General features: G+C 58.9%; 18 protein-coding genes. 11 read left to right on the top strand and 7 right to left on the bottom strand.

Annotation, left to right across the window (positions count from 1 at the left end; genetic code table 11):
• Positions 1-194 precede the first annotated feature (194 nt).
• The 5 genes from dnaA to gyrB all read left to right on the top strand — a co-directional run bounded on the left by dnaA (position 195) and on the right by gyrB (position 7,384).
• The gene (gene dnaA / locus QPJ95_RS07150; RefSeq protein WP_270917580.1) at positions 195-1,607 is read left to right on the top strand and encodes a chromosomal replication initiator protein DnaA; all 1,413 of its coding nucleotides are present in this window, start codon (positions 195-197) and stop codon (positions 1,605-1,607) included.
• A 203-nt stretch (positions 1,608-1,810) separates the two neighbouring features.
• The gene (dnaN, locus tag QPJ95_RS07145) at positions 1,811-2,929 is read left to right on the top strand and encodes a DNA polymerase III subunit beta (RefSeq protein WP_270917581.1); all 1,119 of its coding nucleotides are present in this window, start codon (positions 1,811-1,813) and stop codon (positions 2,927-2,929) included.
• 60 nt (positions 2,930-2,989) lie between these two features.
• A complete protein-coding gene (gene recF, locus QPJ95_RS07140) occupies positions 2,990-4,087 on the top strand; it encodes a DNA replication/repair protein RecF (protein ID WP_270917582.1) in 1,098 nt (365 codons plus the stop codon).
• Positions 4,084-4,704 (top strand): LysE family translocator, encoded by a 621-nt coding sequence (locus QPJ95_RS07135; protein ID WP_270917583.1) that lies wholly within the window; start codon positions 4,084-4,086, stop codon positions 4,702-4,704. The genes recF and QPJ95_RS07135 overlap by 4 nt, the downstream gene beginning before the upstream one ends.
• Positions 4,705-4,966: 262 nt before the next feature.
• Positions 4,967-7,384, top strand: a complete 2,418-nt coding sequence (gene gyrB, locus QPJ95_RS07130) for a DNA topoisomerase (ATP-hydrolyzing) subunit B (protein WP_270917584.1) — start codon at positions 4,967-4,969, stop codon at positions 7,382-7,384.
• Positions 7,385-7,662: 278 nt separating this feature from the next.
• Here the strand turns inward: gyrB and QPJ95_RS07125 are convergent, their stop codons facing one another.
• Positions 7,663-8,883 carry a BCCT family transporter gene (locus QPJ95_RS07125; protein WP_286018249.1) on the bottom strand — a complete coding sequence of 407 codons (1,221 nt, stop codon included), beginning with the start codon at positions 8,881-8,883 and terminating at the stop codon, positions 7,663-7,665.
• Between the two features lie 376 nt (positions 8,884-9,259).
• Between QPJ95_RS07125 and pncA the strand changes: the two genes are divergently transcribed.
• The 3 genes from pncA (at position 9,260) to pncB (ending at position 13,523) form a co-directional block, all read left to right on the top strand.
• Positions 9,260-9,859: a bifunctional nicotinamidase/pyrazinamidase gene (gene pncA / locus QPJ95_RS07120; protein ID WP_270917586.1), complete on the top strand. Its 600-nt coding sequence runs from the start codon at positions 9,260-9,262 to the stop codon at positions 9,857-9,859.
• 66 nt (positions 9,860-9,925) lie between these two features.
• Positions 9,926-12,172, top strand: coding sequence for a PAS domain-containing hybrid sensor histidine kinase/response regulator (locus tag QPJ95_RS07115; protein ID WP_270917587.1), 2,247 nt, complete (start codon positions 9,926-9,928; stop codon positions 12,170-12,172).
• A 61-nt stretch (positions 12,173-12,233) separates the two neighbouring features.
• Complete coding sequence (pncB, locus tag QPJ95_RS07110; RefSeq protein ID WP_270917588.1) at positions 12,234-13,523, top strand: nicotinate phosphoribosyltransferase; 1,290 nt, start codon at positions 12,234-12,236, stop codon at positions 13,521-13,523.
• A gap of 80 nt (positions 13,524-13,603) precedes the next feature.
• On the opposite strand, the gene QPJ95_RS07105 is transcribed toward pncB, so the two are convergent.
• The 6 genes from QPJ95_RS07105 to QPJ95_RS07080 all read right to left on the bottom strand — a co-directional run bounded on the left by QPJ95_RS07105 (position 13,604) and on the right by QPJ95_RS07080 (position 20,651).
• Positions 13,604-15,061 carry an aldehyde dehydrogenase family protein gene (locus tag QPJ95_RS07105; RefSeq protein ID WP_270917589.1) on the bottom strand — a complete coding sequence of 486 codons (1,458 nt, stop codon included), beginning with the start codon at positions 15,059-15,061 and terminating at the stop codon, positions 13,604-13,606.
• The gene (locus QPJ95_RS07100) at positions 15,054-15,527 is read right to left on the bottom strand and encodes a GNAT family N-acetyltransferase (protein WP_270917590.1); all 474 of its coding nucleotides are present in this window, start codon (positions 15,525-15,527) and stop codon (positions 15,054-15,056) included. The genes QPJ95_RS07105 and QPJ95_RS07100 overlap by 8 nt, the downstream gene beginning before the upstream one ends.
• Positions 15,524-17,122, bottom strand: a complete 1,599-nt coding sequence (locus QPJ95_RS07095) for an ABC transporter ATP-binding protein (RefSeq protein WP_270917591.1) — start codon at positions 17,120-17,122, stop codon at positions 15,524-15,526. The genes QPJ95_RS07100 and QPJ95_RS07095 overlap by 4 nt, the downstream gene beginning before the upstream one ends.
• The gene (locus QPJ95_RS07090) at positions 17,119-17,934 is read right to left on the bottom strand and encodes an ABC transporter permease (RefSeq protein WP_270917592.1); all 816 of its coding nucleotides are present in this window, start codon (positions 17,932-17,934) and stop codon (positions 17,119-17,121) included. The genes QPJ95_RS07095 and QPJ95_RS07090 overlap by 4 nt, the downstream gene beginning before the upstream one ends.
• 43 nt (positions 17,935-17,977) lie before the next feature.
• Complete coding sequence (locus QPJ95_RS07085; RefSeq protein WP_270917593.1) at positions 17,978-18,925, bottom strand: ABC transporter permease; 948 nt, start codon at positions 18,923-18,925, stop codon at positions 17,978-17,980.
• Positions 18,926-19,172: 247 nt separating this feature from the next.
• Positions 19,173-20,651, bottom strand: coding sequence for an ABC transporter substrate-binding protein (locus QPJ95_RS07080; RefSeq protein ID WP_270917594.1), 1,479 nt, complete (start codon positions 20,649-20,651; stop codon positions 19,173-19,175).
• A 164-nt stretch (positions 20,652-20,815) separates the two neighbouring features.
• Here QPJ95_RS07080 and panB point away from each other — a divergent pair, with 164 nt between their 5' ends.
• The 3 genes from panB to glpK all read left to right on the top strand — a co-directional run bounded on the left by panB (position 20,816) and on the right by glpK (position 24,061).
• Complete coding sequence (panB, locus tag QPJ95_RS07075; protein WP_270917595.1) at positions 20,816-21,655, top strand: 3-methyl-2-oxobutanoate hydroxymethyltransferase; 840 nt, start codon at positions 20,816-20,818, stop codon at positions 21,653-21,655.
• Positions 21,652-22,509, top strand: a complete 858-nt coding sequence (gene panC / locus QPJ95_RS07070; RefSeq protein ID WP_270917596.1) for a pantoate--beta-alanine ligase — start codon at positions 21,652-21,654, stop codon at positions 22,507-22,509. The genes panB and panC overlap by 4 nt, the downstream gene beginning before the upstream one ends.
• 67 nt (positions 22,510-22,576) lie before the next feature.
• Positions 22,577-24,061: a glycerol kinase GlpK gene (glpK, locus tag QPJ95_RS07065; protein WP_270917597.1), complete on the top strand. Its 1,485-nt coding sequence runs from the start codon at positions 22,577-22,579 to the stop codon at positions 24,059-24,061.
• The last annotated feature ends 23 nt before the right edge of the window (positions 24,062-24,084 follow it).

Raw genomic sequence — 24,084 nt, 5'->3', positions numbered from 1 at the left:
ATTGACTAAATCCATGTGGAAACATGGGTGTTTTTGCTTTGCGAATGTCAAAGAAACTGTCCCGTAGGGAACGGTGTAGATCAGTTTAATGCTGGCCTGTGCCTGGGATAGTTATGTTTTATTGGCGTTTGCTGAGACTGTAGGGCGAGTGCTGGGCTGGTAAAGCCATTAATTCGGGATGTATGAGGCGCGGAATGACAGAAGATAAATGGAGCCAACTGAGACAACGGTTGCTCAAGACAATTGGCCAAAACAATTATACCACGTGGATTGAGCCACTTGAGTTTGATGTATTGGAAGGCGGAGTGGCTATATTCCACGTACCAACCAATTTCATGGGAAATTACGTTAGCCAAAACTTTGCAGATTTGATTCTGCATGAATTCAGCCTGTCCGGTGAACCGGTGCAGCGTTTGTCATTCAAAGTTGCTGCCAATTCGCCGGTCCGTCCGGCCCGCGCCCCTGAGCGTGCCGAAGAGCCTTATCTGGAATTGGCCGATCGGAACGTCGAGCTGGAGAATTCTGCTCCGCGTGCTGCCAGCGCGACTCTGGCCAAAATGGAAACACTGCAGGCCGCGCCGCTTGATCCGCGTTTCACATTCGACAGCTTTGTCGTTGGCAAGCCCAACGAGTTGGCCCACGCCGCCGCGCGCCGGGTTGCCGAGGGTGGTCCCGTCACCTTCAATCCGCTGGTGCTCTATGGGGGTGTTGGTCTTGGTAAGACCCACCTGATGCATGCCATCGCCTGGGAGCTGATCGCCCGCAAGCCCGACCTCAATGTGCTGTATCTGTCGGCAGAACAATTCATGTACCGCTTTGTGCAGGCCCTGCGCGAACGTCGCATGATGGATTTCAAACACCTGTTCCGGTCAGTTGACGTGCTGATGGTGGATGACGTTCAGTTTATCGCTGGCAAGGGATCGACACAGGAAGAGTTCTTTCACACCTTCAACGCGCTGGTGGATCAGAACAAGCAGATCATTATTTCAGCCGACCGCGCCCCGGGTGAGATCAAAGATCTGGAAGACCGGGTGAAGTCGCGGCTGCAATGTGGTCTGGTGGTCGATCTTCATCCCACCGACTATGAGCTGCGTCTTGGCATTCTGCAGACCAAGGTAACGCAATACGGCACCTCTTATCCGGGTCTTCAGATTGCCGATGGGGTGCTGGAGTTCCTGGCCCATCGCATTTCCACCAATGTGCGGGTGCTGGAGGGCGCTTTGACCCGTCTGTTCGCCTTTGCCTCGCTGGTTGGGCGCGAGATTGACATGGATCTGACCCAGGATTGCCTGGCCGACGTGCTGCGCGCCTCGGAGCGAAAAATCACCGTTGAAGAGATCCAGCGCAAAGTCTCCGACTACTACAATATCCGCATGTCTGACATCATTGGCCCCAAGCGGCTGCGCTCCTTTGCCCGTCCGCGTCAGGTGGCGATGTATCTGTCCAAGCAGCTGACCAGTCGGTCGCTGCCGGAAATTGGTCGCCGTTTTGGCGGCCGGGATCACACCACGGTGATGCACGGCGTCAAGCGCATCGAGGAGTTGAAGCAAACGGATGGTCAGATTGCTGAAGACGTCGAAATGCTGCGCCGCGCGCTGGAAGCATAAAATCCTTTGATTTGACGGCCCCGGAGAGATCCGGGGCCGTTTTTTCGTGCGGTAAGGCAACGATTGCCCGGCAATGAGGTGACATCGATGGTGTGCCCCCTTGACGGGGTGGCCATTCCACTGAACAAATCCATGAAAAGCCTTGTGCCGGTTGGGTAAAACGTTAGTTTGCCCTTCCCGGCCATTCGAAGAGGATTGAGGGAATGAAGATCAGTATCGAACGTGGTGCCCTGCTGAAGGCAGTGTCACAGGCCCAGTCAGTTGTGGAGCGCCGCAACACCATCCCGATTCTCGCCAATGTTTTGATCGAGGCCGAAGGGGAGCATGTGCAATTCCGCGCCACCGATCTGGATATCGAAGTGGTCGACAAAGCGGTTGCTCAGGTAGAACGCGCTGGTGCCACCACAGTGTCAGCCACCACCCTGCATGAAATTGTCCGCAAACTGCCCGATGGGGCCTTGGTTTCCCTGACAGCTGACGCGGCCACCGGACGGTTGACGGTTGAGGCCGGACGGTCCAATTTCTCATTGGCGACGCTGCCGCGTGAGGATTTCCCGGTGATGGCGTCATCTGAATATCAGTCCAATTTCACCGCGCCTGCCGGCATGCTGCGTCGGTTGTTTGATAAATCCAAGTTTGCGATCTCGACCGAGGAGACCCGTTACTATCTGAACGGTGTGTACATGCACACGGCGGATGGGGCGGATGGCAAGGCATTGCGCTGTGTGGCCACCGATGGTCACCGTCTGGCCCGCATCGATGCGGATCTGCCGGCCGGCGCGATGGATATGCCTGGCGTCATTGTTCCTCGTAAAACCGTCGGCGAGTTGCGTAAGCTGCTGGATGATGACGAGATGGAGATCGCGGTGTCGGTAAGCGAGACCAAAGTGCGCTTTGCGACGCCTGATATCACGCTGACCTCAAAAGTGATCGATGGGACCTTCCCCGATTACACCCGGGTTATTCCACAGGGCAACACCCGTCGTCTGGAAGTGGACGCCAAGGAATTTGCCCAGGCGGTGGACCGGGTGGCGACCGTGTCCTCCGAGCGTTCGCGGGCGGTGAAGCTGCAACTGGACGAAGACCGGCTGATTTTGTCGGTCAATGCGCCAGACAGCGGTGCGGCCGAAGAAGAGCTGGCTGTGGCCTATAGCGATGAACGGCTGGAGATTGGTTTCAATGCCAAATACTTGCTGGAGATTGCCAATCAGGTGGATCGCGAGAACGCGGTATTCATGTTCAACTCCTCGGGGGATCCGACCCTGATGCGCGAAGGCAATGACCAGAGCGCAGTCTATGTTGTGATGCCGATGCGGGTTTGATCGCCTGACGGCGATGCCTCCGGCGGGAGTATTTTTAGCAAAAAGAAATGAGGCCGGGCGATGTTGGCTCTGACCGCCCTGACCCTGTCTCATTTCCGCTCGCACAAGCGGTCGGAGCTGGCGCTGGATGGGCGCCCGGTGGCCATTCATGGCGCCAATGGCGCTGGCAAGACCAATATTCTGGAGGCAGTGTCGTTGTTTTCTCCGGGGCGCGGTTTGCGCCGGGCAGGTGCGGCGGATATGGCGCTGCGCAGCGCGGCGCTGGGGTGGAAGTTGAGCGGGCAGTTGCAGGCTCCCAATCAGATTTTTGAGATTGACACCTGGTCCGAGGCTGGCGCGGCGCGGCAGGTTCGGATTGATGGCAAGACTGCCAGCCAGATTGCCTTGGGCAAGATCTGCCGGGTGGTTTGGCTGATCCCGGCGATGGATCGTTTGTGGATCGAGGCGGCTGAGGGGCGGCGGCGGTTTCTGGACCGCATTGTTCTGAGTTTTGATCCATCCCATGCCGAGGCCTCGCTGAGTTATGAGAAATTCATGCGCGAGCGCAATCGGCTGTTGAAGGAACAGGTGCGGGATCCGGCCTGGTACCGGGTGCTTGAGGCGCAGATGGCCGAGGCTGGCAATCGGCTGCATCAGGCGCGGGTGCGGGCGCTGGAGCATCTGCACCGGGCGCAGGCCGAGGCCGAGACGGCGTTTCCGACCGCCGAGTTGGAGCTGATCCAGAGCGAGGGCAGTATGCCCGGCAGTGAAGAGGATCTGCGGGAGGCGCTGGCCGAGAGCCGGTTTCGGGATCTGGCGGCGGGGCGCACGCTGGTCGGGCCGCATCGCAGTGATCTGATCGGCACCTTTGCCGCCAAGGGCATACCCGCGAAGGACTGCTCGACCGGCGAGCAAAAGGCACTGCTGGTTTCGCTGATCCTGGCCAATGCGCGATCTCTGGCGCAGCGGGAAGGGGCACCGCCGATGTTGTTGCTGGACGAGGTTGCGGCGCATCTGGATGCGGACCGATGTGCGGCGCTGTATGATGAGATATGTGGTCTGAAAGCGCAGGCCTGGATGACTGGAACCGGGCCAGAGCTGTTTGATGTCTTGCGCGGTCGGGCGCAGATGCTGCAGGTGACCGAGGCCGACGGCCTGTCGCAGGTTCACCAGGCGTGAGTATCTCGGTTTGGGATCTGCTGCTTTATGGTGGGGCGTTGTTCGTCTTGTTCCTGACGCCGGGGCCGGTCTGGATGGCATTGGTGGCACGGTCCCTGTCGGGCGGGTTTAACGCGGCCTGGCCACTGGCGGTGGGGGTGGCCTGCGGCGATATTCTGTGGCCGCTGGTGGCGGTTGCCGGCATGTCCTGGCTGGCCTCCGAGGTGTCGGGTCTGATGGTGGTGATGCGCTGGACCGCCTGCCTGATGTTCGTTGCCATGGGAGTTCTGCTGATCCGTCATGCGGCAGACGGAGTGCAGGAAAACAAAACCCTGACCCGACCCGGCACCTGGGCGGGGTTTTTGGCTGGGGTCGCGGTGATCCTGGGCAATCCCAAGGCGATCCTGTTCTACATGGGGCTACTGCCGGGATTTTTTGATCTGTCACAGCTTACCCGGGGTGATGTGGCTGCCATTGTTGCCCTGTCGTTCCTGGTGCCACTGTTGGGAAATCTGGCGCTGGCGGCATCGATCCACCATTTGCGCCGCTTCATCACCTCGCCTGGGACTCTGCGGCGAATCAATCTGATTTCGGCAGGCTTGCTGATCTGTGTCGGTCTGGCGATCCCGCTGTTTTAGCCTGCGAGGCGCAGTGCGGCGATCACGCGGGGTGCCCGCGCCTGGGGCGGTAAATATTGCTCCGGTGTCCTCAAGCCAGACCGTTTTTCGAATTCCTCTCCGGCCTCAGAGGGCGGAATCCTCGCCGGGTCTGCGGCGGCTGAAACAGGCCAGGGCGCTGGCGGTAAAAGCAGCCTGATCCTGTCCATAAAAAGCGGGCGAATTGCGTGACAACCCGGCTCGGATTCCGTATAAATTGGCAAAGATCAAAAGGAAGACGCGAATGTCCGGAACCGAGCAAGCCCCCGCAGAATATGGCGCGGATTCTATTAAGGTTCTCAGAGGCTTGGAGGCGGTCCGAAAACGTCCGGGCATGTATATTGGCGACACCGACGATGGCTCCGGTCTGCACCACATGGTCTATGAGGTTGTCGACAACGGCATTGATGAGGCGCTGGCCGGTCATGCCGATGCGGTGACGGTGAAAATTCACGCAGATTCATCGGTTTCGGTCAGCGACAACGGACGCGGAATTCCGGTTGATATCCACAAAGAAGAAGGTGTGTCCGCCGCCGAAGTGATCATGACCCAATTGCACGCGGGCGGTAAGTTCGACAGCAATTCGTATAAGGTCTCGGGGGGGCTGCACGGGGTTGGCGTGTCGGTGGTGAACGCACTGTCCGTCTGGCTGGAACTGCGCATCTGGCGCAATGGCAAAGAACATGTCGCACGGTTTGAGCACGGTGACACAGCGGAGCATCTGAAAGTGGTGGGCGACTGTGGCGACCGCACCGGCACCGAAGTGCGGTTCATGGCCTCGACCGATACTTTCAGCAATCTGGATTATGTTTTTGAAACTCTGGAAAAACGCCTGCGCGAGTTGGCTTTTCTGAATTCGGGTGTCAAAATTGTGCTGATCGACGAGCGCCCGGCTGAACGTCTGGAAACCGCGTTGTTGTATGACGGTGGGGTCAAGGAATTCGTCAAATATCTGGACCGCCACAAATCCCCAGTGATGGAAACGCCGATTTATATCATTGGTGAACGCGACGATATCGTGGTGGAAATCGCCATGTGGTGGAACGACAGCTACCACGAGACGGTGCTGCCGTTTACCAACAACATCCCGCAGCGCGATGGCGGCTCACATGTGGCCGGGTTCCGCGGTGCGCTGACCCGCACCATCAACAATTATGCTCAGGCCACCGGCATCGCCCGGCGTGAGAAGATCAGCTTTACCGGTGATGACGCCCGCGAGGGCCTGACCTGTGTGTTGTCGGTCAAGGTGCCAGATCCGAAATTCTCCTCTCAGACCAAGGACAAGCTGGTCAGCTCGGAAGTGCGCCCGGCGGTCGAGGGTATGGTCAACGAAAAGCTGGCCGAGTGGTTCGAAGAGAACCCGGCGCAGGCCAAACAGATCGTCGGCAAGATCATCGAGGCGGCCCATGCCCGTGAGGCGGCCCGTAAGGCGCGTGAATTGACCCGGCGCAAGACGGCGATGGATGTGAACTTCCTGGCAGGCAAGCTCAAGGATTGTTCCGAGAAAGATCCCTCCAAAACCGAAGTCTTCATTGTGGAAGGGGACTCAGCCGGGGGCTCGGCGCAGACTGGCCGGGACCGTCGTACACAGGCGATCCTGCCGCTCAAAGGTAAGATCCTGAACGTTGAGAGGGCCCGGTTCGACCGCATGCTGGGCAGCCAGGAGATTGGCAACCTGGTGATGGCACTGGGCACCGGCATTGGTCGCGACGAATTCAACATCGACAAGCTGCGCTACCACAAGATCGTCATCATGACCGATGCGGATGTTGACGGGGCCCATATCCGAACCCTGTTGCTGACCTTCTTCTTCCGGCAGATGCCCGAGCTGATCGAGGGTGGCTTTCTCTATATTGCGCAGCCGCCGCTGTATAAGGTCAGCCGCGGTAAGTCCGAGAGATACCTCAAGGATCAGGCGGAAATGGACGACTACCTGGTTAACCAGGGGGTTGAAGGCGCCGTATTGCGGCTGGGCAACGGCGAGGAGCTTGCCGCTCAGGATCTGACCCGTGTGGTTGATGAGGCGCGCAAGCTGAAGCGGGTGCTGGACGCCTTCCCAACCCACTACCCACGTCATATTCTGGAACAGGCGGCGGTGGCTGGTGGCTTTGTGCCCGGCGCTGTGGACGCTGATTTGCAGGGTGTGGCCGACAGGGTTGCGGCGCGGCTGGACCAGATTGCGCTGGAATACGAAAAAGGCTGGCATGGTCGCATCACCCAGGACCACGGCATCCGGCTGGCCCGCATTCTGCGCGGCGTCGAAGAGGTCCGCACCCTGGACGGACCGATGCTGCGCTCGGGCGAGGCGCGCAAGGCGGGCAGTTTCACCAAAAGCCTGCAGGAGATCTACTCCGCTTCAGCCACCCTGGTCCGCCGGGATCGCAATCAGGCCATCCATGGCCCATTGGGACTGCTCAAGGCGATCCTCGACGAGGGCGAAAAAGGCCTGTCGCTGCAGCGCTACAAGGGCTTGGGCGAAATGAACCCCGACCAGCTGTGGGAAACCACTCTGGACCCGGATGCCCGCGTTCTGTTGCAGGTACGGGTGGATGATCTGATCGAAGCCGACGATCTGTTCACCAAGCTGATGGGCGATGTGGTCGAGCCGCGTCGCGAGTTCATCCAGAAAAACGCATTGAGCGTGGAAAACCTGGATTTCTAAACCTGCGCAGGGGTGCGCATCGTTTTGCGCATCGACCATAGATCGACGCAATTGCTCCAAAATCTTTCGCACCCGTTTTCGGGTGCGAAATGCGTTTTGATAGGGGGTATTTACGGGCGCAGCAGCGGGGGCCGGTGTTTGGACCTCATATGTTGGCTAGCCAGCGTAGGGGCCAGCGACCCCGCGATATGCGCCGTGACCGCCGCTATGGTCTGCTGTGATCGAGATATGGATGGCTGCCCCCGCCGCTGACAATAGCGGGAGCAGGCACGTTGGGATCAGTGGACAGATTCGATCTTTTTGAAATCGAGCTCATTTTCCTCTGGTGATCCTTTGATGGCAGCAACCTCGGCCCGCTTCATCAGCAAGATATAGGCGACGCAGACCACATAGATGCCGACAACAATGGCACCAATCCACTGGATCTGCAGCCATTGGCTTTGAAAGGCCAGCGTCAGGCCGAACAGAACAGCGACGTTGCCAGCGACATAAGTCGCTTTGCCAAACCGATCGGTGGTCAGCGAAAAGTTATCGGAGTAAAGGCGGATCAGGCTGTCCAGCGAGTTGATGACAAAAGTCACCCCAACAATGACCATGGCGATGTTCAGAACACCGGTGGTGTCGATGCCGTTGGCAAAGTAGAAATACAGCACCGAGAACCAGATCGCCAATGGGATGGATGGGATCACCAGCAGCGCCAGCAATAGATACTGAACCCGCAAACCGCCGACAAACCGCGCCGTGAACTGACCAATCATGATCGACCAGGCGAACCACCAGAACAGGTAAAACTCGTGGTAATCGTTGATCGGAGACGCGAATTTATGGATGTTTCCAAAGTACCCAGATGCCAGATCGCTAAGGTTCAAGGCCATATCGCCAAAGCTCATGCCGGCGTAAATCCACATGAAGGCAATCAAGCCAAGAAACAGAAACGTCGATCCGACGCTTAGAACTTTGACAAATTTAATGTCGGTACTGGAATATGCGGCCGCCAGGATAACGCAGAATACGATCACATAGAATGTGGTGATCACTGTCTCGCCGTCACGGACTTCGGGCATGTAGTACGGCAGATAGATCAAAAACAGACTGGCCGTGAAGGCGCAGGTGGCAACGATGACGATGTTGTTCAAAACCTTTACGAACGGGATTTCAAAAAACTTGACCCGGGGTTCAATGACACAAAAATAGAAACTGGTCAGGAAGTAGAAGCTCCAGATCAGAAAGCCCCAGAACCCGAACTCAATCGAAAGCGGGTTGGTAAAGCCGTAGTCCGCTGCATTGGCGCTGTCCGCATAGGTTGGGAACTCGCCCAGCGGGAACATGATGAGCCCAACATCAAGCCCGGACGTGAACAAAATGGCAATGAAGGTGAACAGCGGCACCGGGGTGACGCCGACCACCCGCAAATTCCACCATTTGATGACGCAAAACGCCACCAGCGCCAGTGCCATTACAATCCCGAATGAGATTGTAAGAGATAGTATAGTCGCCATTTAGTTCCCTCCCAATTGGCATGTGCGGATATCCGCGCGTCCTGATAGGGTTGGCTATCAGGGGCTTTTTGAGTGGATGTACTATTTATTGAACGACTGTACCATAAATTAATTGCCGCATGACGTTGACCTATGCCACCAGTCTTTACGGACCCCAACAAACGCGATCCGAGGCTATGGGGATGGGGTCTTGGGGCCAGGCAAAAGCCAACAGTGATCTGGACCTGTAGGGCAGCAACAGGCTTCATCAATCAGATGATTGGAAAACTGTCACCGATAATCACCTTACGCGAGCCGCTGACAAGTCAGTTTGGCGCCCACATTGACCTGCGACCCGTCATTGCCTAGGCCAGACGGACCAGAACGGGAGATCAATATGACCAATGCGCTTATCATCATCGATGTACAGAATGACTTTTGCCCCGGCGGCGCGCTGGCCGTTCCAGGTGGTGATGAAATCCTACCGGCGATCAATGCCATGATGGCGGATTTTGATGCGGTGGTTCTGACGCAGGACTGGCACCCTAAGGGACATTCGTCATTTGCCTCGTCGCAGGATGGAAAGGCCCCGTTTGACACCACAGCAATGGCCTATGGACCGCAGGTTTTGTGGCCGGACCATTGTGTGCAGGGCACTGAAGGCGCCGCGTTTCATGCGGATCTGGCGACCCATGCGGACCTGATCATCCGAAAAGGCTATCGCCCTCATATCGACAGCTACTCAGCCTTTTTTGAAAACGATCAGACAACCCCGACCGGATTGCAGGGCTACCTGAACGAGCGTGGTATCAAGGAGTTGACCATTGTTGGTCTGGCCACAGATTTCTGCGTCGCCTTTTCTGCGCTTGACGCTGTGCGCCTTGGCTTCAAGGTTCGGGTCGAACTGGCGGCCTGTCGCGCCATCGACATGGACGGGTCGCTGAACACCGCATTGGAGAGCATGAAAAATGCCGGGGTGACGCTCGGTCAGATGTGAGTGTGAAATATTAATACCGTAGCTCTAAATACGTTGCGAAGTGGCAATAACGCACAGGTAAATATGATGACTGAACTGCGAGGTGCATCCCTGGGCGCGTCGACCGACTATCATCGGATCTACAACCCGACAAATCTACTTTTGCGCTACGCAAGAGGCCGCATTCGGCACTTTGCAAGTCGTCAGATTTTTGCCGTTGCAACCGGTATCGTTCTTTGGTTTCTGATTTCACCGCGTATGGCGCTGATTGCACTGATCCTCGCGGTCTTAGGTGACTTTGCCGACTGCGTTTATTTGCGGTTCATTCCACGCCTTTTGGAGCGCGGCCACTCGTATCAACAGCTGTCATTGTTCAGTGGGGTTACTGCGGCGATACAGGCCCTGACCGCAGCAACCTGTGTGTGGATTTCGTGGCATGCACAGCACGACAGTGCCGAGCCACTTTTTGCGCTGGGGTTGCTGATTTGTGCGACGATCAACGGCGGATTGGTGCTGCCTTATAACCGCATCGCTGGGGGCGTCCGCTTAACGGTTTATGGCCTGACGCCCCTCGCCGTTTTGGCAGGAGAAGTGTTGGGCGGCTTTGAACCCGATACCCATATGCATATAAACCTGGCCGGGCTGGCCATGCTCTATACGATGATGATTTGGCTTCAAAGATTTATGGTTGGAAACTTTCACCGCACCCGCGTGCATATGAAATCTCAGTTTGAGCATCGCCAGCAATTGGAAGTATCCAACGCTCTGTTACAGGAACAACAAGAGCAGGCAATACGTCTGGCCCTGGTGGCGGAACACGCCAGCGACAGTGTGTTCCTGATCGATCGGGAGGGCAAGATTTCCTGGGTGAACGACTCCTTTACCCGGATCACTGGCTATACGTTTTCCGAGGCGGTTGGGCATACCCCCACTGAACTTTTGGTGAATGAAGATGTAGACCAAGAGGCGGTCAGAATATTGATGGAAAACCGGGCAAAGGGGCTGCCGTTTCAGGTTGAGGTCCAAAGCTGCTGTAAGGACGGTTCATTGATCTGGATTGAGACCAATCAGGTTCCGGTGCGGGGCTACAACGGTGAAGTGGAAACCATTGTCGCGGTTGAACGTGACGTGACTGCGGCCCGTCTACATGCACATGAGATGGAGCAGGCACGGATTGCGGCGGTGGAAGGAGAGCGGAGCAAAGCTGACTTCCTTGCCACCATGAGCCATGAAATCCGCACTCCAATGAATGGTGTCATCGGCATGGCGCAAATGTTGGAAGGCACCTCGCTGGATCTAGACCAGCAGCTCTATACCAGTACGATCTTAAGCTCTGCCAAGACCCTTCTGGCGCTGATCAATGATGTGTTGGATTTGTCAAAACTGGATGCCAACAAGGTGGTATTTTCGCGCGTTGACTTTGACATCCACGAAAGTTTTCAGGAAACGCTTTGTCTGTTGCAACCGCAAGCGCAGGAAAAGGGGGTGGTGCTGGTTCTTGATGCTCCAAAGGATATCCCCAAGACCATTCACGGAGATGACCGCAGAATTCGTCAGATTCTGCTGAACCTTGTTGGCAACGCCATCAAATTCACCGACACCGGAGAGGTCAGGGTGGCGCTGGATATCCAGCCGCAGGGGGATGCATTGGAGCTCAGCTTTTCTGTCAAAGACACCGGCATCGGTATCCCGGAGAATAAGCTAGATCATATTTTTGAGCATTTTTCACAGGCCGATGCCGCCACAACCCGCAGGTATGGTGGCACCGGTCTTGGGCTTGCGATTTCACGCAAACTGACCAAAGCCATGGGGGGCGATATTGCTGTCATCTCAGAGGTTGGGGCGGGGACCTGCCTGACGGTGACGTTGGAACTGGCCGCTGCAAAGCCTTCGTCTGATGCCGGGCTGAACACCGAGATTGTGGCCTCTGCCGCGCCATCTGTCCCGTCTGGGATGCGGGTTCTTGTGGCCGAGGACAACAAGGTAAACCAGCTGGTGATGCGCAAATTCCTGCGCGATGTTCCCGTCGAGCTGGCGTTTGCGCAAGACGGTAGCGAGGCGGTGGAAATGGTTCAGCAGACCAGGCCGGACCTAGTGTTCATGGATATGTCGATGCCGGTGATGAACGGCCTAGAGGCCACCCACGTCATCCGCAACGGCGGTGGCACCCAGCCGGTGATCGTTGCGCTGACTGCAAATGCCTTTGACAGTGATCGCGACGCCTGCCTGCAGGCGGGGATGGACGACTTCCTGAGTAAGCCCTTGAACCGCAATGACCTACTGGCGGTCCTGCAACGATATGGCGCAGCACTCAAGATCCCTTCAAGCTGCTGATTTTCTTGCTCCTGCCGTCGCGCTGCCTTATCAGTCAGTGAACCAACGAATGAGGTCGCCGGTGGATATCGCAACCCGGGTCTATAATCATAAGTGGAAGATTGATCCGATCATACGATCGTTGATCGACACTGATTTCTATAAATTGCTGATGTGCCAGTCGGTGTTCCGCAATAAGCCGGATACTCAGGTGGCGTTTTCGCTGATCAATCGTTCAATCAAGGTGCCGCTGGCCGATCTGATCGACGAGGGTGAGCTGCGCGAGCAACTGGACCATATCCGAACACTGACACTGTCGCGTGGTGAAAGCACCTGGCTGCGCGGCAATACATTCTACGGCAAACGGCAGATGTTCCGGCCGGATTTCATGGAATGGTTCGAAGGTCTGCGGCTGCCTCCGTATCACTTGGAACGCCGCGGTGATCAGTACGAGTTGACGTTTGAGGGCAGCTGGCCCGAGGTGATGCTGTGGGAAATCCCGGCCTTGGCGGTGCTGATGGAACTGCGCAGCCGTGCCGTTCTGAATAGGCTGGACCGGTTCGAACTGCAGGTTCTCTATGCCCGCGCCATGACCAAGGTTTGGGAAAAGATCGAGCGGTTACGCCAGATTGACGGGTTGAGCATTGCCGATTTTGGCACCCGCCGCCGTCATTCGTTTCTGTGGCAGGACTGGTGCGTTCAGGCGATGAGCGAGGGCTTGGGAGGCAAATTCACCGGCACCTCGAACTGCAAAATTGCCATGCGTCGCGAGCTGGAGGCGATTGGCACCAATGCCCATGAGCTGCCGATGGTCTATTCGGCCTTGGCCGAGGATGATGCGGCGCTGGCGCAGGCCCCCTATGACGTGCTGCAGGACTGGAGCGACGAACACGAGGGCAATCTGCGCATCATTTTGCCAGATACCTATGGCACCAAGGGGTTCCTCGACAACGCACCGGACTGGCTGAACCAATGGACCGGCATTCGGATCGACAGCGGTGATCCGGCCACTGCCGCCGAGATCGCCATCAACTGGTGGCAAGAGCGCGGCGAGGACCTTAGCCAGAAACGGGTGATCTTTTCGGATGGTCTGGATGTCGAGAAAATCGCCGAAATGCATGCGAAATTCTCGGGTCGGGTCAATGTGTCCTTTGGCTGGGGCACCTTGCTGACCAATGATTTTCGCGGGCTGGTGCCGGATCAGGGTTTGGCGCCGTTCTCGCTGGTGTGCAAAGCCGTTTCTGCCAATGGCCGCCCAACCGTGAAACTGTCGGACAACCCCGAAAAAGCAATGGGCCCTAGGGATGAAATCGAGCGCTACAAACGGGTGTTTGGCGTCGGTAAGCAAAAGCGGATGCGGGTGATCGTATAACCACCCGCTCCGAGGTCTTTTACGCCGCAAAACTGCCGTAAATTGTTTCGCGCGCGAAACAATGCGGCAATTTTGATGACCTATCCGTGGTGTGCTGCAACGGTTTTCAGCTGTGAAAACCCATACAGCGCCTCAAAGCCTTTTTCGCGGCCATGACCGGATTTTCCGACGCCGCCAAAGGGTAGCTCAGCCCCGCCGCCAGCGCCGTAGTTGTTGAGAAACACCTGGCCGGCGCGCAGCTTTTTGGCCAGCCGCATCTGCCGCGCACCGTCACGGCTCCAGACGCTGGCGACCAGGCCGAATTCGGTGGAGTTCGCAATCTCCAGCGCCTCTTCTTCGGTATCGAAGGGAATGATCACCTGAATGGGACCAAAGATCTCTTGCTGTGCCAGCGGGTGATCGGCGGGGACATCGGCAAACAGGGTCGGGCGAACATAGGCACCGGCTGCGGGGGTGCCATCGACGATCCTGCCCTGCGCAGCCATGGTCAAATCGGCGCCTTTTGCCATAAACCCTTCGACAATATCCTTTTGCCGGGTCGAGATCAGCGGCCCCAGGCGAAGATCCTCGGAGGCGGCGCCAACGGTTAGCTCGCCGTAAGCTGTGCTCATCCGCGCCACGATTTCGTCGTAGACGCCACGCTGCACCAGAATGCGCGAGGAGGCCGAACAGGTCTGGCCTGCGTTCTGAATGCCGGCATTGACCAGAAATGGCAAAGCCGCATCCAGATCGGCATCGTCAAACACCAGCTGCGGAGATTTCCCGCCCAGCTCTAGGGTGACAGGAATCACGTTTTTGCCTGCGGCCTGCTGAACCAGCGCGCCGGTGGCTACCGATCCGGTGAAGGAAATGTGCTGGATACCCGGGTGCGAAGACAGCGCGGCGCCGGCCTCAACGCCCAGTCCCGGAACAACATTCAGCGCGCCGGCGGGCAACCCGGCTTCCTGTGCGATATGGGCAAAGGCCAGGGCTGTCAGGCAGGCCTCTTCTGCCGGTTTCAACACCGTCGCATTGCCCATCGCCAGCGCTGCGCCAACCGATCGACCGATGATCTGCATCGGGTAATTCCACGGCACGATATGGCCGGTCACGCCATGTGGTTCGCGCAATGTGTAGACGGTATAGCCATCCAGATAGGGGATGGTCTCGCCATGCACCTTGTCCGCCGCACCGCCGTAGAATTCCATGTAGCGGGCCAGCGCCACTGCATCGGCGCGGGCCTGGGTCAGCGGTTTGCCCACATCCATCGCCTCTAGCGCGGCCAACTCGTCGACGCGCTCCAGCACCAACTGACCGATGCGGGTCAGGATGCGGCCACGTTCCAGCGCCGTCATACGGCCCCAGTCGCCATTCAGCGCGGCGTCGGCGGCCTGCACTGCGGCGTCGATGTCGGCTTTGCCGCCCCGCGCGATCTGGCAGATATCGCTGCCGTCGGATGGGTTCACCAGCGTCAGGGTTTCGCCACTGGCAGCGGCGCTCCACTGGCCGCCAATCAGGCAGGTGGTGGGGTCAAACCAAAGGGATTGCACGTCAGTCATCATGAGGTCCTGCTATGTCGAAAGTGTAGCTTTTTATCTGGTGTTCAGTATATGGGGCGCCTTCGCGCAGTTCGCGCACGCCGGGCATACCGCTAAGACAGGTGCCCCAGAATGCGGCGGCCTGCTTTGAGTGGGCGGACAGGCCCATGCGCCAGCGGCCGGGGAATTCCTGTAGCAGGATTTGCGCCGCCTCGTAGCCATAGCCCAGGCGCCGGTGTTTTGAGAAAATCGCAAACTCTGACAGTTCGCGACGGTCATCCGGCAAGTTCAGCACAATGGCAAAGCCGATACGGGCGGCGTTCTTGTTGATCCAGAAGGCGGTGACATCCTTGCGGTGCAGAAACTGGTCTGCGCGCTCGTCCGGATTGACGCCCGCCTTGGGGGCGACCTCGCCGAAATAGGGCGCCAGTGCCGCCGCCAGAAAGGCCCGTTCCCGTGGCAGGATAAGGCTCAGTGTCAGGCTCATGCGACAACTGTCATCGCGTCGAGGTCGGGCAGTTTTGGTGCCGCCGCCAACAGCGTCCGGGTGTAGGGGTGCTGTGGGTCGGAAAATACCGCTTCCGTCGGGCCCTGTTCAACGATCTCGCCAGCCTTCATCACCAGAACCTTGTCGGTGATGGTGCGCACCACGTTCAAATCGTGGCTGATGAACAGATAGGTCAGCGAATAGGCCTCGCAGAGCTCTACCAGCAGATCGAGGATCTGCGCGCGAACGGATACATCCAGCGCCGAGACCGCCTCGTCGAACAGGATCAGTTCCGGCCGGGTGATCAGGGCGCGGGCGATGGCAATGCGCTGACGTTGGCCGCCAGAGAACTGGTGGATGTATTTGCGCCCGTCAGCGGCGGACAATCCAACCGCGATCAGCGTTTCAGCGATCAGCTGCTGGCGGGCGCTGCCGGTGGGGGGATCGTTCAATAGATAGAATGGTTCGGTGATCAGCCGGTCGACCCGGTGACGCGGGTTGAAGCTGCCAAAGGGATCCTGAAACACCACCTGCATTTTGCGCCGCAGCTCGGCCCCCTGATTGGGGGTGACGGGCTGCCCAGCCAGCTGGATTTCGCCGCTCTGCAGCGGCTCCAGCCCCAAAATGGCCCGTGTCAGGGTCGATTTCCCGCAACCGGATTCACCCACCAGCCCCAGCCGCTCGCCTTGGTTCAGGGTAAAGCTGACTTTGTTGACTGCGCGGTAGCTGCCGGGCGCTGCAAACAGCGAGCTCCGGGGCAGCGCGTAGTCGCGCACCGCATCCTTGACCTGCAACAAGGGCTTGGAGGTGGGGGTTGGCGGCAGGGTCACCTGATGGTTCGATGCGGCAAACAGCATACGGGTATAGGGCTGCTGCATATTGCTCAGCAGCTCCTGAGTCGGCCCGGACTCGATGATCTTGCCCCGCCGCATCACGACAATTTTGTCGGCCAGATCCGCCACCACTGCCAGATCATGGGTGATCATCAGCAGCCCCATGCCATAGTCCTGCACCAGATCTTTCAGCAGTGCCAGAATCTGCGCCTGCGTGGTGACATCCAGCGCTGTTGTCGGCTCGTCTGCGATCAGCAGTTTGGGGCGCAGGGCGATGGCCATGGCGATGACCACCCGCTGGCGCTGACCGCCTGACAACTCGTGTGGAAAGCGGCTCAGCGGGAAGCGGTCGGCGGGCAGGCCCACACGTTCTAGCACGTCGATCGCATGCTGGCGGGCCTCGGCTTTGGGCATTGCCTTGTGAATCAGGATGGTTTCCATCACCTGATCACCGATGGTCTGTACCGGGTTCAGCGCGGTCATCGGCTCTTGGAACACCATGCCAATTGACGCGCCGCGCAGGCCGCACATCTGGGCCTCGCTCTGCTCTAGCAGATTGTTGCCGCCCAGTGAGATGGTGCCGCTGGCCTGGGCCACCTCGGGCAGCAATTGCATCACCGCAAGGGCCGTCATCGACTTGCCCGAGCCGCTTTCGCCAGTGACCGCGACGATTTCACCCGGAGCGACCGACAGCGATACGTGCTGTAGAATCGGAATGTCTGCGATTGTCATCGACAGGTTTTGAATGTCCAGCAAGCTCATGTCCGGACCACCCGCAGCTTGGGGTCCAGCCAGTCGCGCAAGCCGTCACCCATCAGGTTCAGGCCCAGCACGGTGACGATGATTGCACTGCCGGGGATCAGCGCCAGATGAGGGGCAAAGCTGACCATGGTCTGGGCATCCGCCAGCATCCGGCCCCAGCTGGGGGTGGGGGGCTGGGCGCCAAGGCCGACATAAGACAGGCCCGCCTCGGCCAGAATGCCCAGGCTGAACTGGATGGTGCCCTGCACGATCAGCAGGTTGGCGATATTGGGCAGGATGTGCTCAGCCGAAATCCGCGCCAGGCCCTTGCCGGAAACCCGGGCGGCAAGGATGAACTCGCGCTGCCACAGCGACAGCGATGCGCCGCGGGTGATGCGGGCAAAGACCGGAATGTTGAAAATGCCGATGGCGATGATCGCGTTGACCGCGCCGGCGCCAAAGATGGCGGTGATCAGGATGGCGATCACCAGCGAGGGGAAGGCAAACACCAGATCATTGCCGCGCATTATCAGCTCGTCCAGCCCGCTGCCGCTGCGGGCGGCGGCTGTCAGGCCGAGGGGAATGCCGATGCTCATGCCGATGCCCACGGCCACCAGCGCCACCGCAATCGAGGTGCGCGCCCCGACCATTACCATTGAAAAGATGTCGCGGCCAAAATGGTCGGTGCCCAGCCAGTGGCTGAGATTCGGCGTTTGCAGCTTGGCGGGGATATTCATCGCGGCGTGGTCAAACGGTGTCCAGACGAAGGACACCAGCGCCGCCAGCAACACCAGCGACGACAACGCCGTGCCTATAATCAGATTGCGGGTCATGGATGGTTACTCACTGATGAATGGGCGCAAAGGGTAGCAAATCTCATGTCCGGTTCCTGAGCCTTGGGTCAACGGCCGCATAGGCCAGGTCCACCAGAAAATTCACCGTAATCACCGCAAAGACCAGCAGCATCACCACCGATTCAACCACGATCAGATCGCGGGCCGAAATCGCCTGAAACACCAGCCGCCCCAGCCCCGGCAGATAGAACACCTGCTCGATGATGATCGCGCCTGCCAGCAGGAATGAAAATTGTAGCCCGATGATGGTCAGCACCGGGATCAGCGCGTTGCGCAACCCGTGCCGCCACAAGGCCTGACGGCGGCTTAGCCCCTTGGCGCGGGCGGTGCGCATAAAGTCCTCGCCCAGAATATCCAGCAGCGCCGAGCGCATCACCCGAGCCAGAATGGCGGCCTGTGGCAGCGCCAGTGAAATCGCCGGCAGGGTCAGCGAATGCAGCCCGGCCAGTAGTCCGTTGTCCCAACCGGCAAAGCCACCCGCATTGAACCAGCGCAGGTTGATGGCAAAGATCAGCACCAGCATCATGGCAAACCAGAAGTTCGGCACCGCGACGCCTAGTTGCGTTGCGCCCATCACGGCCATATCGCCGGTTTTGCCGCGACGGGCAGCGGCATAGATGCCGGCCGGAAAGGCGATCAGCGTTGACAGTATAAGCGCGTATAGCGCCAGCGGCAGCGACACCCACAAGCGGTCGGAAATCATCCCGGCCACCGGTGTGCGATAGGTGTATGAGGTGCCAAAGTCACCCTGCACCATGCCGCCGACCCAATCGGCGTAGCGGGCAAATTTGGACTGATCCAACCCCAGCTCACTGCGCAGCGCTGCCACCGTGTCGGGCTGCGCATTGATCCCCAGCATGAACGAGGCCGGGTCTCCCGGTGCGATTTCGATGACAAAGAAGATCACCAGCGAGGCGACGGCCAGGCTGAGGATCAGGGAGAGCAGGCGTTTGAGTGAATATCTTATCATTGGCGGCACGTTAGAAGGGCGCTTTGAGAAGGTCCAGAGGGATCGTAAAAGAAACGTGAGATCACAGATGGAAAATCGTCTGTTGCCAATGGTATAGCAGAAAAATGTGCGGGTTGCGCGCCAATGCGGATAAAGGCCCTGCAGCGGGTGCAATCAGATCCGGGTTGTTGTTTGGCCAACCGTCACTGGCGGGGGCCTGAATTGAAAAAGGCCCCGTTGCCGGGGCCTTTGACGTGATGTGATGGGTCTAGTCGGCCCAGCTGACAGCGGTCAGATCGGTGGCCTGCGTTGGCGCATTGCTCCACAGACCCTGAACCCCAGCCTTGGCCACGCTCAGCTGTGCCAGCTGAAACAGATAGCCGTTGACGTAATCCTCAGAGATAATGGTCTGCGCCTGTTGCATCAGCGCGATCCGCTTGTCGGGATCGGTGGTGGCGTTCAGGTCGCTCATCAGCTCTTGGAAGCCCTTGTTGTCATACTGAAAATAATACTCAGGACGGGCATAGATACCAATATCCATCGGCTCGGTGTGGCTGATGATGGTCAGACCAAAAGTCTTGCCCCGGAATACGGTTTCCAGCCACTGGGCCCATTCCACGTTGATGATCTCAGCCTTGATGCCAACCTGCGCCAGCTGCGCGGCGACGATCTCGCCTCCGCGACGGGCATAGGAGGGCGGCGGCAGGTGCAGAGTGGTTGCAAAGCCATCAGCCAGGCCGGCCTCGGCCAGCAGCGCCTTGGCTTTTTCCGGGTCATAGGCGGAATTGCCGGTTAGATCGACATAGGCCGGGTTGTGCGGCGCAAAATGGCTGCCGATCGGCGTGCCATAGCCGAACATCGCACCGTCGATGATGGACTGACGATCAATGGCATGGGCCACAGCCTGACGCACCAGCACATTGTCAAATGGCGCTTGCTTGTTGTTGGTTGACAGGATGGTCTCACCCTCGGTCGAGCCAACGAGAACCTGGAACCGTGGGTCCGCTTCGAACTGCGGGATGTTTTCCGGTGCCGGGAAGCCAATAAAGGCGTCCACATCTTCGGCCATCACAGAGGAAAACGCGGCGGTGGGGTCGCTGATGAACTTGAACGTGACGCTGTTCAGCACCGCAGGGGTGCCCCAGTAATCGGCGTTTTTCTGCAGATCGATCCGGTCGCCCTGCATCCAGTTGGCGAATTTGAAAGCGCCGGTGCCGATGGGGTTGGTCTTGATATTGTCGATGCTCTCGGGGGCGACAATCACTGCGTCACCCCAGGCCAGGTTGAACAAGAAGCTGCCGTTCGGCTCTGCCAGCGTCACCTTGACGGTCTGCGCGTCAACCACAGTGACATCGGCGATGTCGGCAAACAGGGCTTTCTGCGCGTTGGTGCTGTCCTCGGCGCGGGCCCGATCAAGGCTGAATTTCACGTCGCCGGCATCCAGAGTGGTGCCATCGTGAAAGGTCACACCAGCCTGCAGGTTAAAGGTATAGGTCAAGCCGTCGCCGGAGATATCCCAGCTAGCGGCCAGACCGGGAACCACAGAGCCATCGCCCATGAACCGGGTCAGGCCCTCAAATACGTTGGAATACAGAACCGAATCGATGGCCCCGGCCGCAGCACTTGTTGGGTCCAGATGTGGTGGCTCCAGCTGCATCGCGACAATGATCGAATCTTTGGCTACCGCCGCGCCGGCGGTCAGCGCCAGTGCCGAACTTGCCGCAAGAATTAGTGATTTTATTGACATAATCAATCTCCCCGTCTGGTTGTCTGCGCCTGTGAGTGTGGCGCTTTGAGCGGAGTGTTCCCGCTTTGCGTTACGTAATCAAGGCCATGTGGACATTTCGCGCACTGGAAGCACGCGGCGTAAATTGTTAGTTGTGCGCAACACGAACAGCCAGCAGGTCCAACATGAGCGCCACTGCCAGAAAGACGGCCCCCAGTGCCGAAGATATTCGCGCCCGCAAGGGCAAAACACCCATCGTAAGTCTGACCGCCTATACCACGCCAATGGCGCGGTTGATGGATGCTCATTGCGACTTTGTGCTGGTCGGTGACAGCGTCGGAATGGTGCTGCATGGGCTGCCCTCGACCCTGGGGGTGACGATGGAGATGATGATCCTGCATGGTCAGGCGGTGGCCCGCGGGCTGCAGCTTGCGATGATGGTGATCGACATGCCGTTTGGGTCGTATGAGGAGGGCCCGCAACAGGCCTTCCGCAATGCTGCCCGGTTGATGGCGGAGACCGGGGCTGGCGCGGTCAAGCTGGAGGGCGGCGTGGAGATGGCTGACACCATCCGCTTTCTGGTGGCGCGTGGTATTCCGGTGATGGCCCATATCGGCCTGACACCGCAGTCGGTCAACACTCTGGGCGGCTATAAGGTGCAGGGCAGGGATAAACAGGCCGCCACGGTGATGGCCGACGCCCGCGCGGTGGCTGATGCCGGGGCGTTCTCGGTGGTGCTGGAAAAGGTGCCGCAGAGCCTAGCGGATCAGATTACCGCAGAGGTGGTGATCCCGACAATCGGGATTGGTGCCTCAGCTGGTTGTGATGGGCAAATTCTGGTTGTTGATGATATGCTTGGCTTCTTTACCGCCTTCAAAGCCAAATTCGTCAAACGCTATGCCGATCTGGGCGCTGAGGCCGAGGCGGCGATTGCCACCTATGCGGCTGAGGTGCGCACGCGGGCCTTCCCTGCGGCTGAGCATGTGTTTGCAGATCAATCCCCCAACAAGAGTGCCAAGACATGACAGCCCCGATTCTGCGCCGCCTTAGCGATCTGCGCGCCAGACATGCAGGCTGGATTCGGGCGGGTGAACGGGTGGCCGTGGTGCCAACCATGGGCGCGCTGCACGCCGGTCACCTGTCGCTGGTCGAAGCTGCCTGTGCAGCCTGCGACCGGGTGATCGTCACCATCTTTGTCAATCCGCGCCAGTTCAACAACGCCGCTGATCTGGCCAATTATCCCCGCACCGAGCACAGGGACGCCGAAAAACTGTCGGGGCTTGATGTGGATGTGATCTATGTGCCGGGTGGCGATCAGATTTACCCCGAAGGATTTTCTTCCAATGTCTCCGTCTCGGGTGTGTCTGACGTATTGGAGGGCGAGTTTCGTCCGGGGCATTTTGACGGTGTCGCCACCGTGGTGGCCAAGCTGTTTTTGCAAACCGGGGCGCATCAGGCCTTTTTCGGGCAGAAGGATTTTCAACAGTTGATGGTGGTCAAGCGCATGGCGCGGGATCTGGATATCCCGATTGAGGTGATTGGCTGCCCAACCGTGCGCGAGGCTTCCGGTCTGGCGATGTCCTCGCGCAATCAGCGGCTCTCGCCCGAGGGGCTGGAGCGCGCCGCAAAGCTATACCCGATCATGCAGCAAGTCGCAGCCCGGCTGGCGGGGGGAGAGGGTTTTGCGCCGCTGGCGGCGGAGGCGCGCGACCAACTGAACAAAGCAGGGTTCAAGGATACCGAGTATTTTGATCTGCGCTGCGAAGAGCATTTGCAACTGCTGCAGTATCCAACCCGTCCGGCGCGCCTGCTGGTGGCGAGCTGGATGGATGGCATTCGGTTGATCGACAATATCGCGGTTGATGTACTAACGACTTAGTAAGGGCTGGTCGCGATAGCAATTTTGCGGCTAGTGTCTGCCTCGAGACTGAATTCAAGGGGCGGACATGAGCTATATTTTGGCAATCGATCAAGGCACCACTTCGACACGGGCGATCCTGTTCGACGGTCAGATGCAGGTTGCGGGCCGCGCTCAGCAAGAATTCCCCCAGCATTTTCCGCAGGCCGGCTGGGTTGAGCACGATCCCGAGGATCTGTGGAACAGCACCATTGAGACCTGCCGCAGGGTGATGGCGGAGCTGGATATCACGGCGGCTGATATCGCCGCTATCGGCATTACCAACCAGCGCGAAACCACAGTGGTCTGGGACCGCAACACAGGCAAGGCGATCCACAATGCGATTGTCTGGCAGGACCGGCGCACCACCTCAATCTGCGAGACTTTGCGCGGCGCGGGCCACGAGCCGATGATCAGCCAGCAGACCGGGCTGTTGCTGGATCCTTATTTTTCGGGAACCAAGCTGAGCTGGATACTGGACCGGGTGCCGGGCAGTCGGGAGCAGGCGGTCAAGGGCGATCTGCTGTTTGGCACGGTCGACAGCTTTCTGATCTGGCGGCTGACGGGTGGGGCCTCGCATGTGACCGATGCCACCAATGCGGCGCGCACCCTGATGTATGATATCCGTCAGGGGGAATGGAGCGCCGAGATTTGCGGATTGCTGAATGTGCCGATGGCGATGCTGCCCGAGGTCAAGGACAGCGCCGCTGATTTTGGGGTGACACAGGCGGAATTTCTGGGCGGCGAAATCCCGATTCTGGGGGTGGCTGGCGACCAGCAGGCGGCCACCATCGGTCAGGCCTGTTTTCAACCCGGCATGATGAAATCGACCTATGGCACCGGCTGTTTTGCGCTGTTGAACACCGGCGATACACCTGTAGCCTCAAAAAACCGGATGCTGACCACCATCGCTTATCAACTGGAGGGCAGGCCCACCTATGCGCTGGAAGGCTCGATTTTTATTGCCGGTGCGGCGGTGCAGTGGCTGCGCGATGGCATGGGTATGATCGAAAACGCGGCCCAGACGGGTGAACTGGCACCAAAGGCCGATCCCGGACAGGATGTGCTGCTGGTGCCCGCCTTTACCGGTCTTGGCGCGCCCTACTGGGAGCCGGACAGCCGCGGCGCCGTATTTGGTCTGACCCGCAATTCTGGCCCTGCCGAACTGGCGCGCGCGGCGTTGCAGAGTGTGGGCTATCAGACCCGCGATCTGTGGGAGGCAATGCGGGCGGACTGGGGCGGTGATACAGATGTCACCCTGCGGGTGGACGGAGGCATGAGTGCCAGTGACTGGACCATGCAGAGCCTGTCAGACCTGCTGGGCGCGGCTGTTGACCGGCCGGTGATGCAGGAAACCACCGCGCTGGGCGCGGCCTGGCTGGCCGGGATGCGGGCCGGGATCTATCCCGATCAGGACGGATTTGCCAAGACCTGGGCGCTGGACCGTCAGTTTACCCCGCAACTGGCAGCGGCGAGCCGTGAAGTGGCCTATGCCCGCTGGAAACGGGCTGTGCAGGCGGTGATCGGGATCTGAAACGGGGGGCTCCCGCACCGTCC

Origin of the sequence: Parasedimentitalea psychrophila (assembly GCF_030285785.1) — a bacterium.
In the GTDB taxonomy this organism is placed as follows: domain Bacteria; phylum Pseudomonadota; class Alphaproteobacteria; order Rhodobacterales; family Rhodobacteraceae; genus Parasedimentitalea; species Parasedimentitalea psychrophila.
Note: the sequence above shows the minus strand (reverse complement) of the source record. Positions and strands in the feature narration are given on the sequence as shown.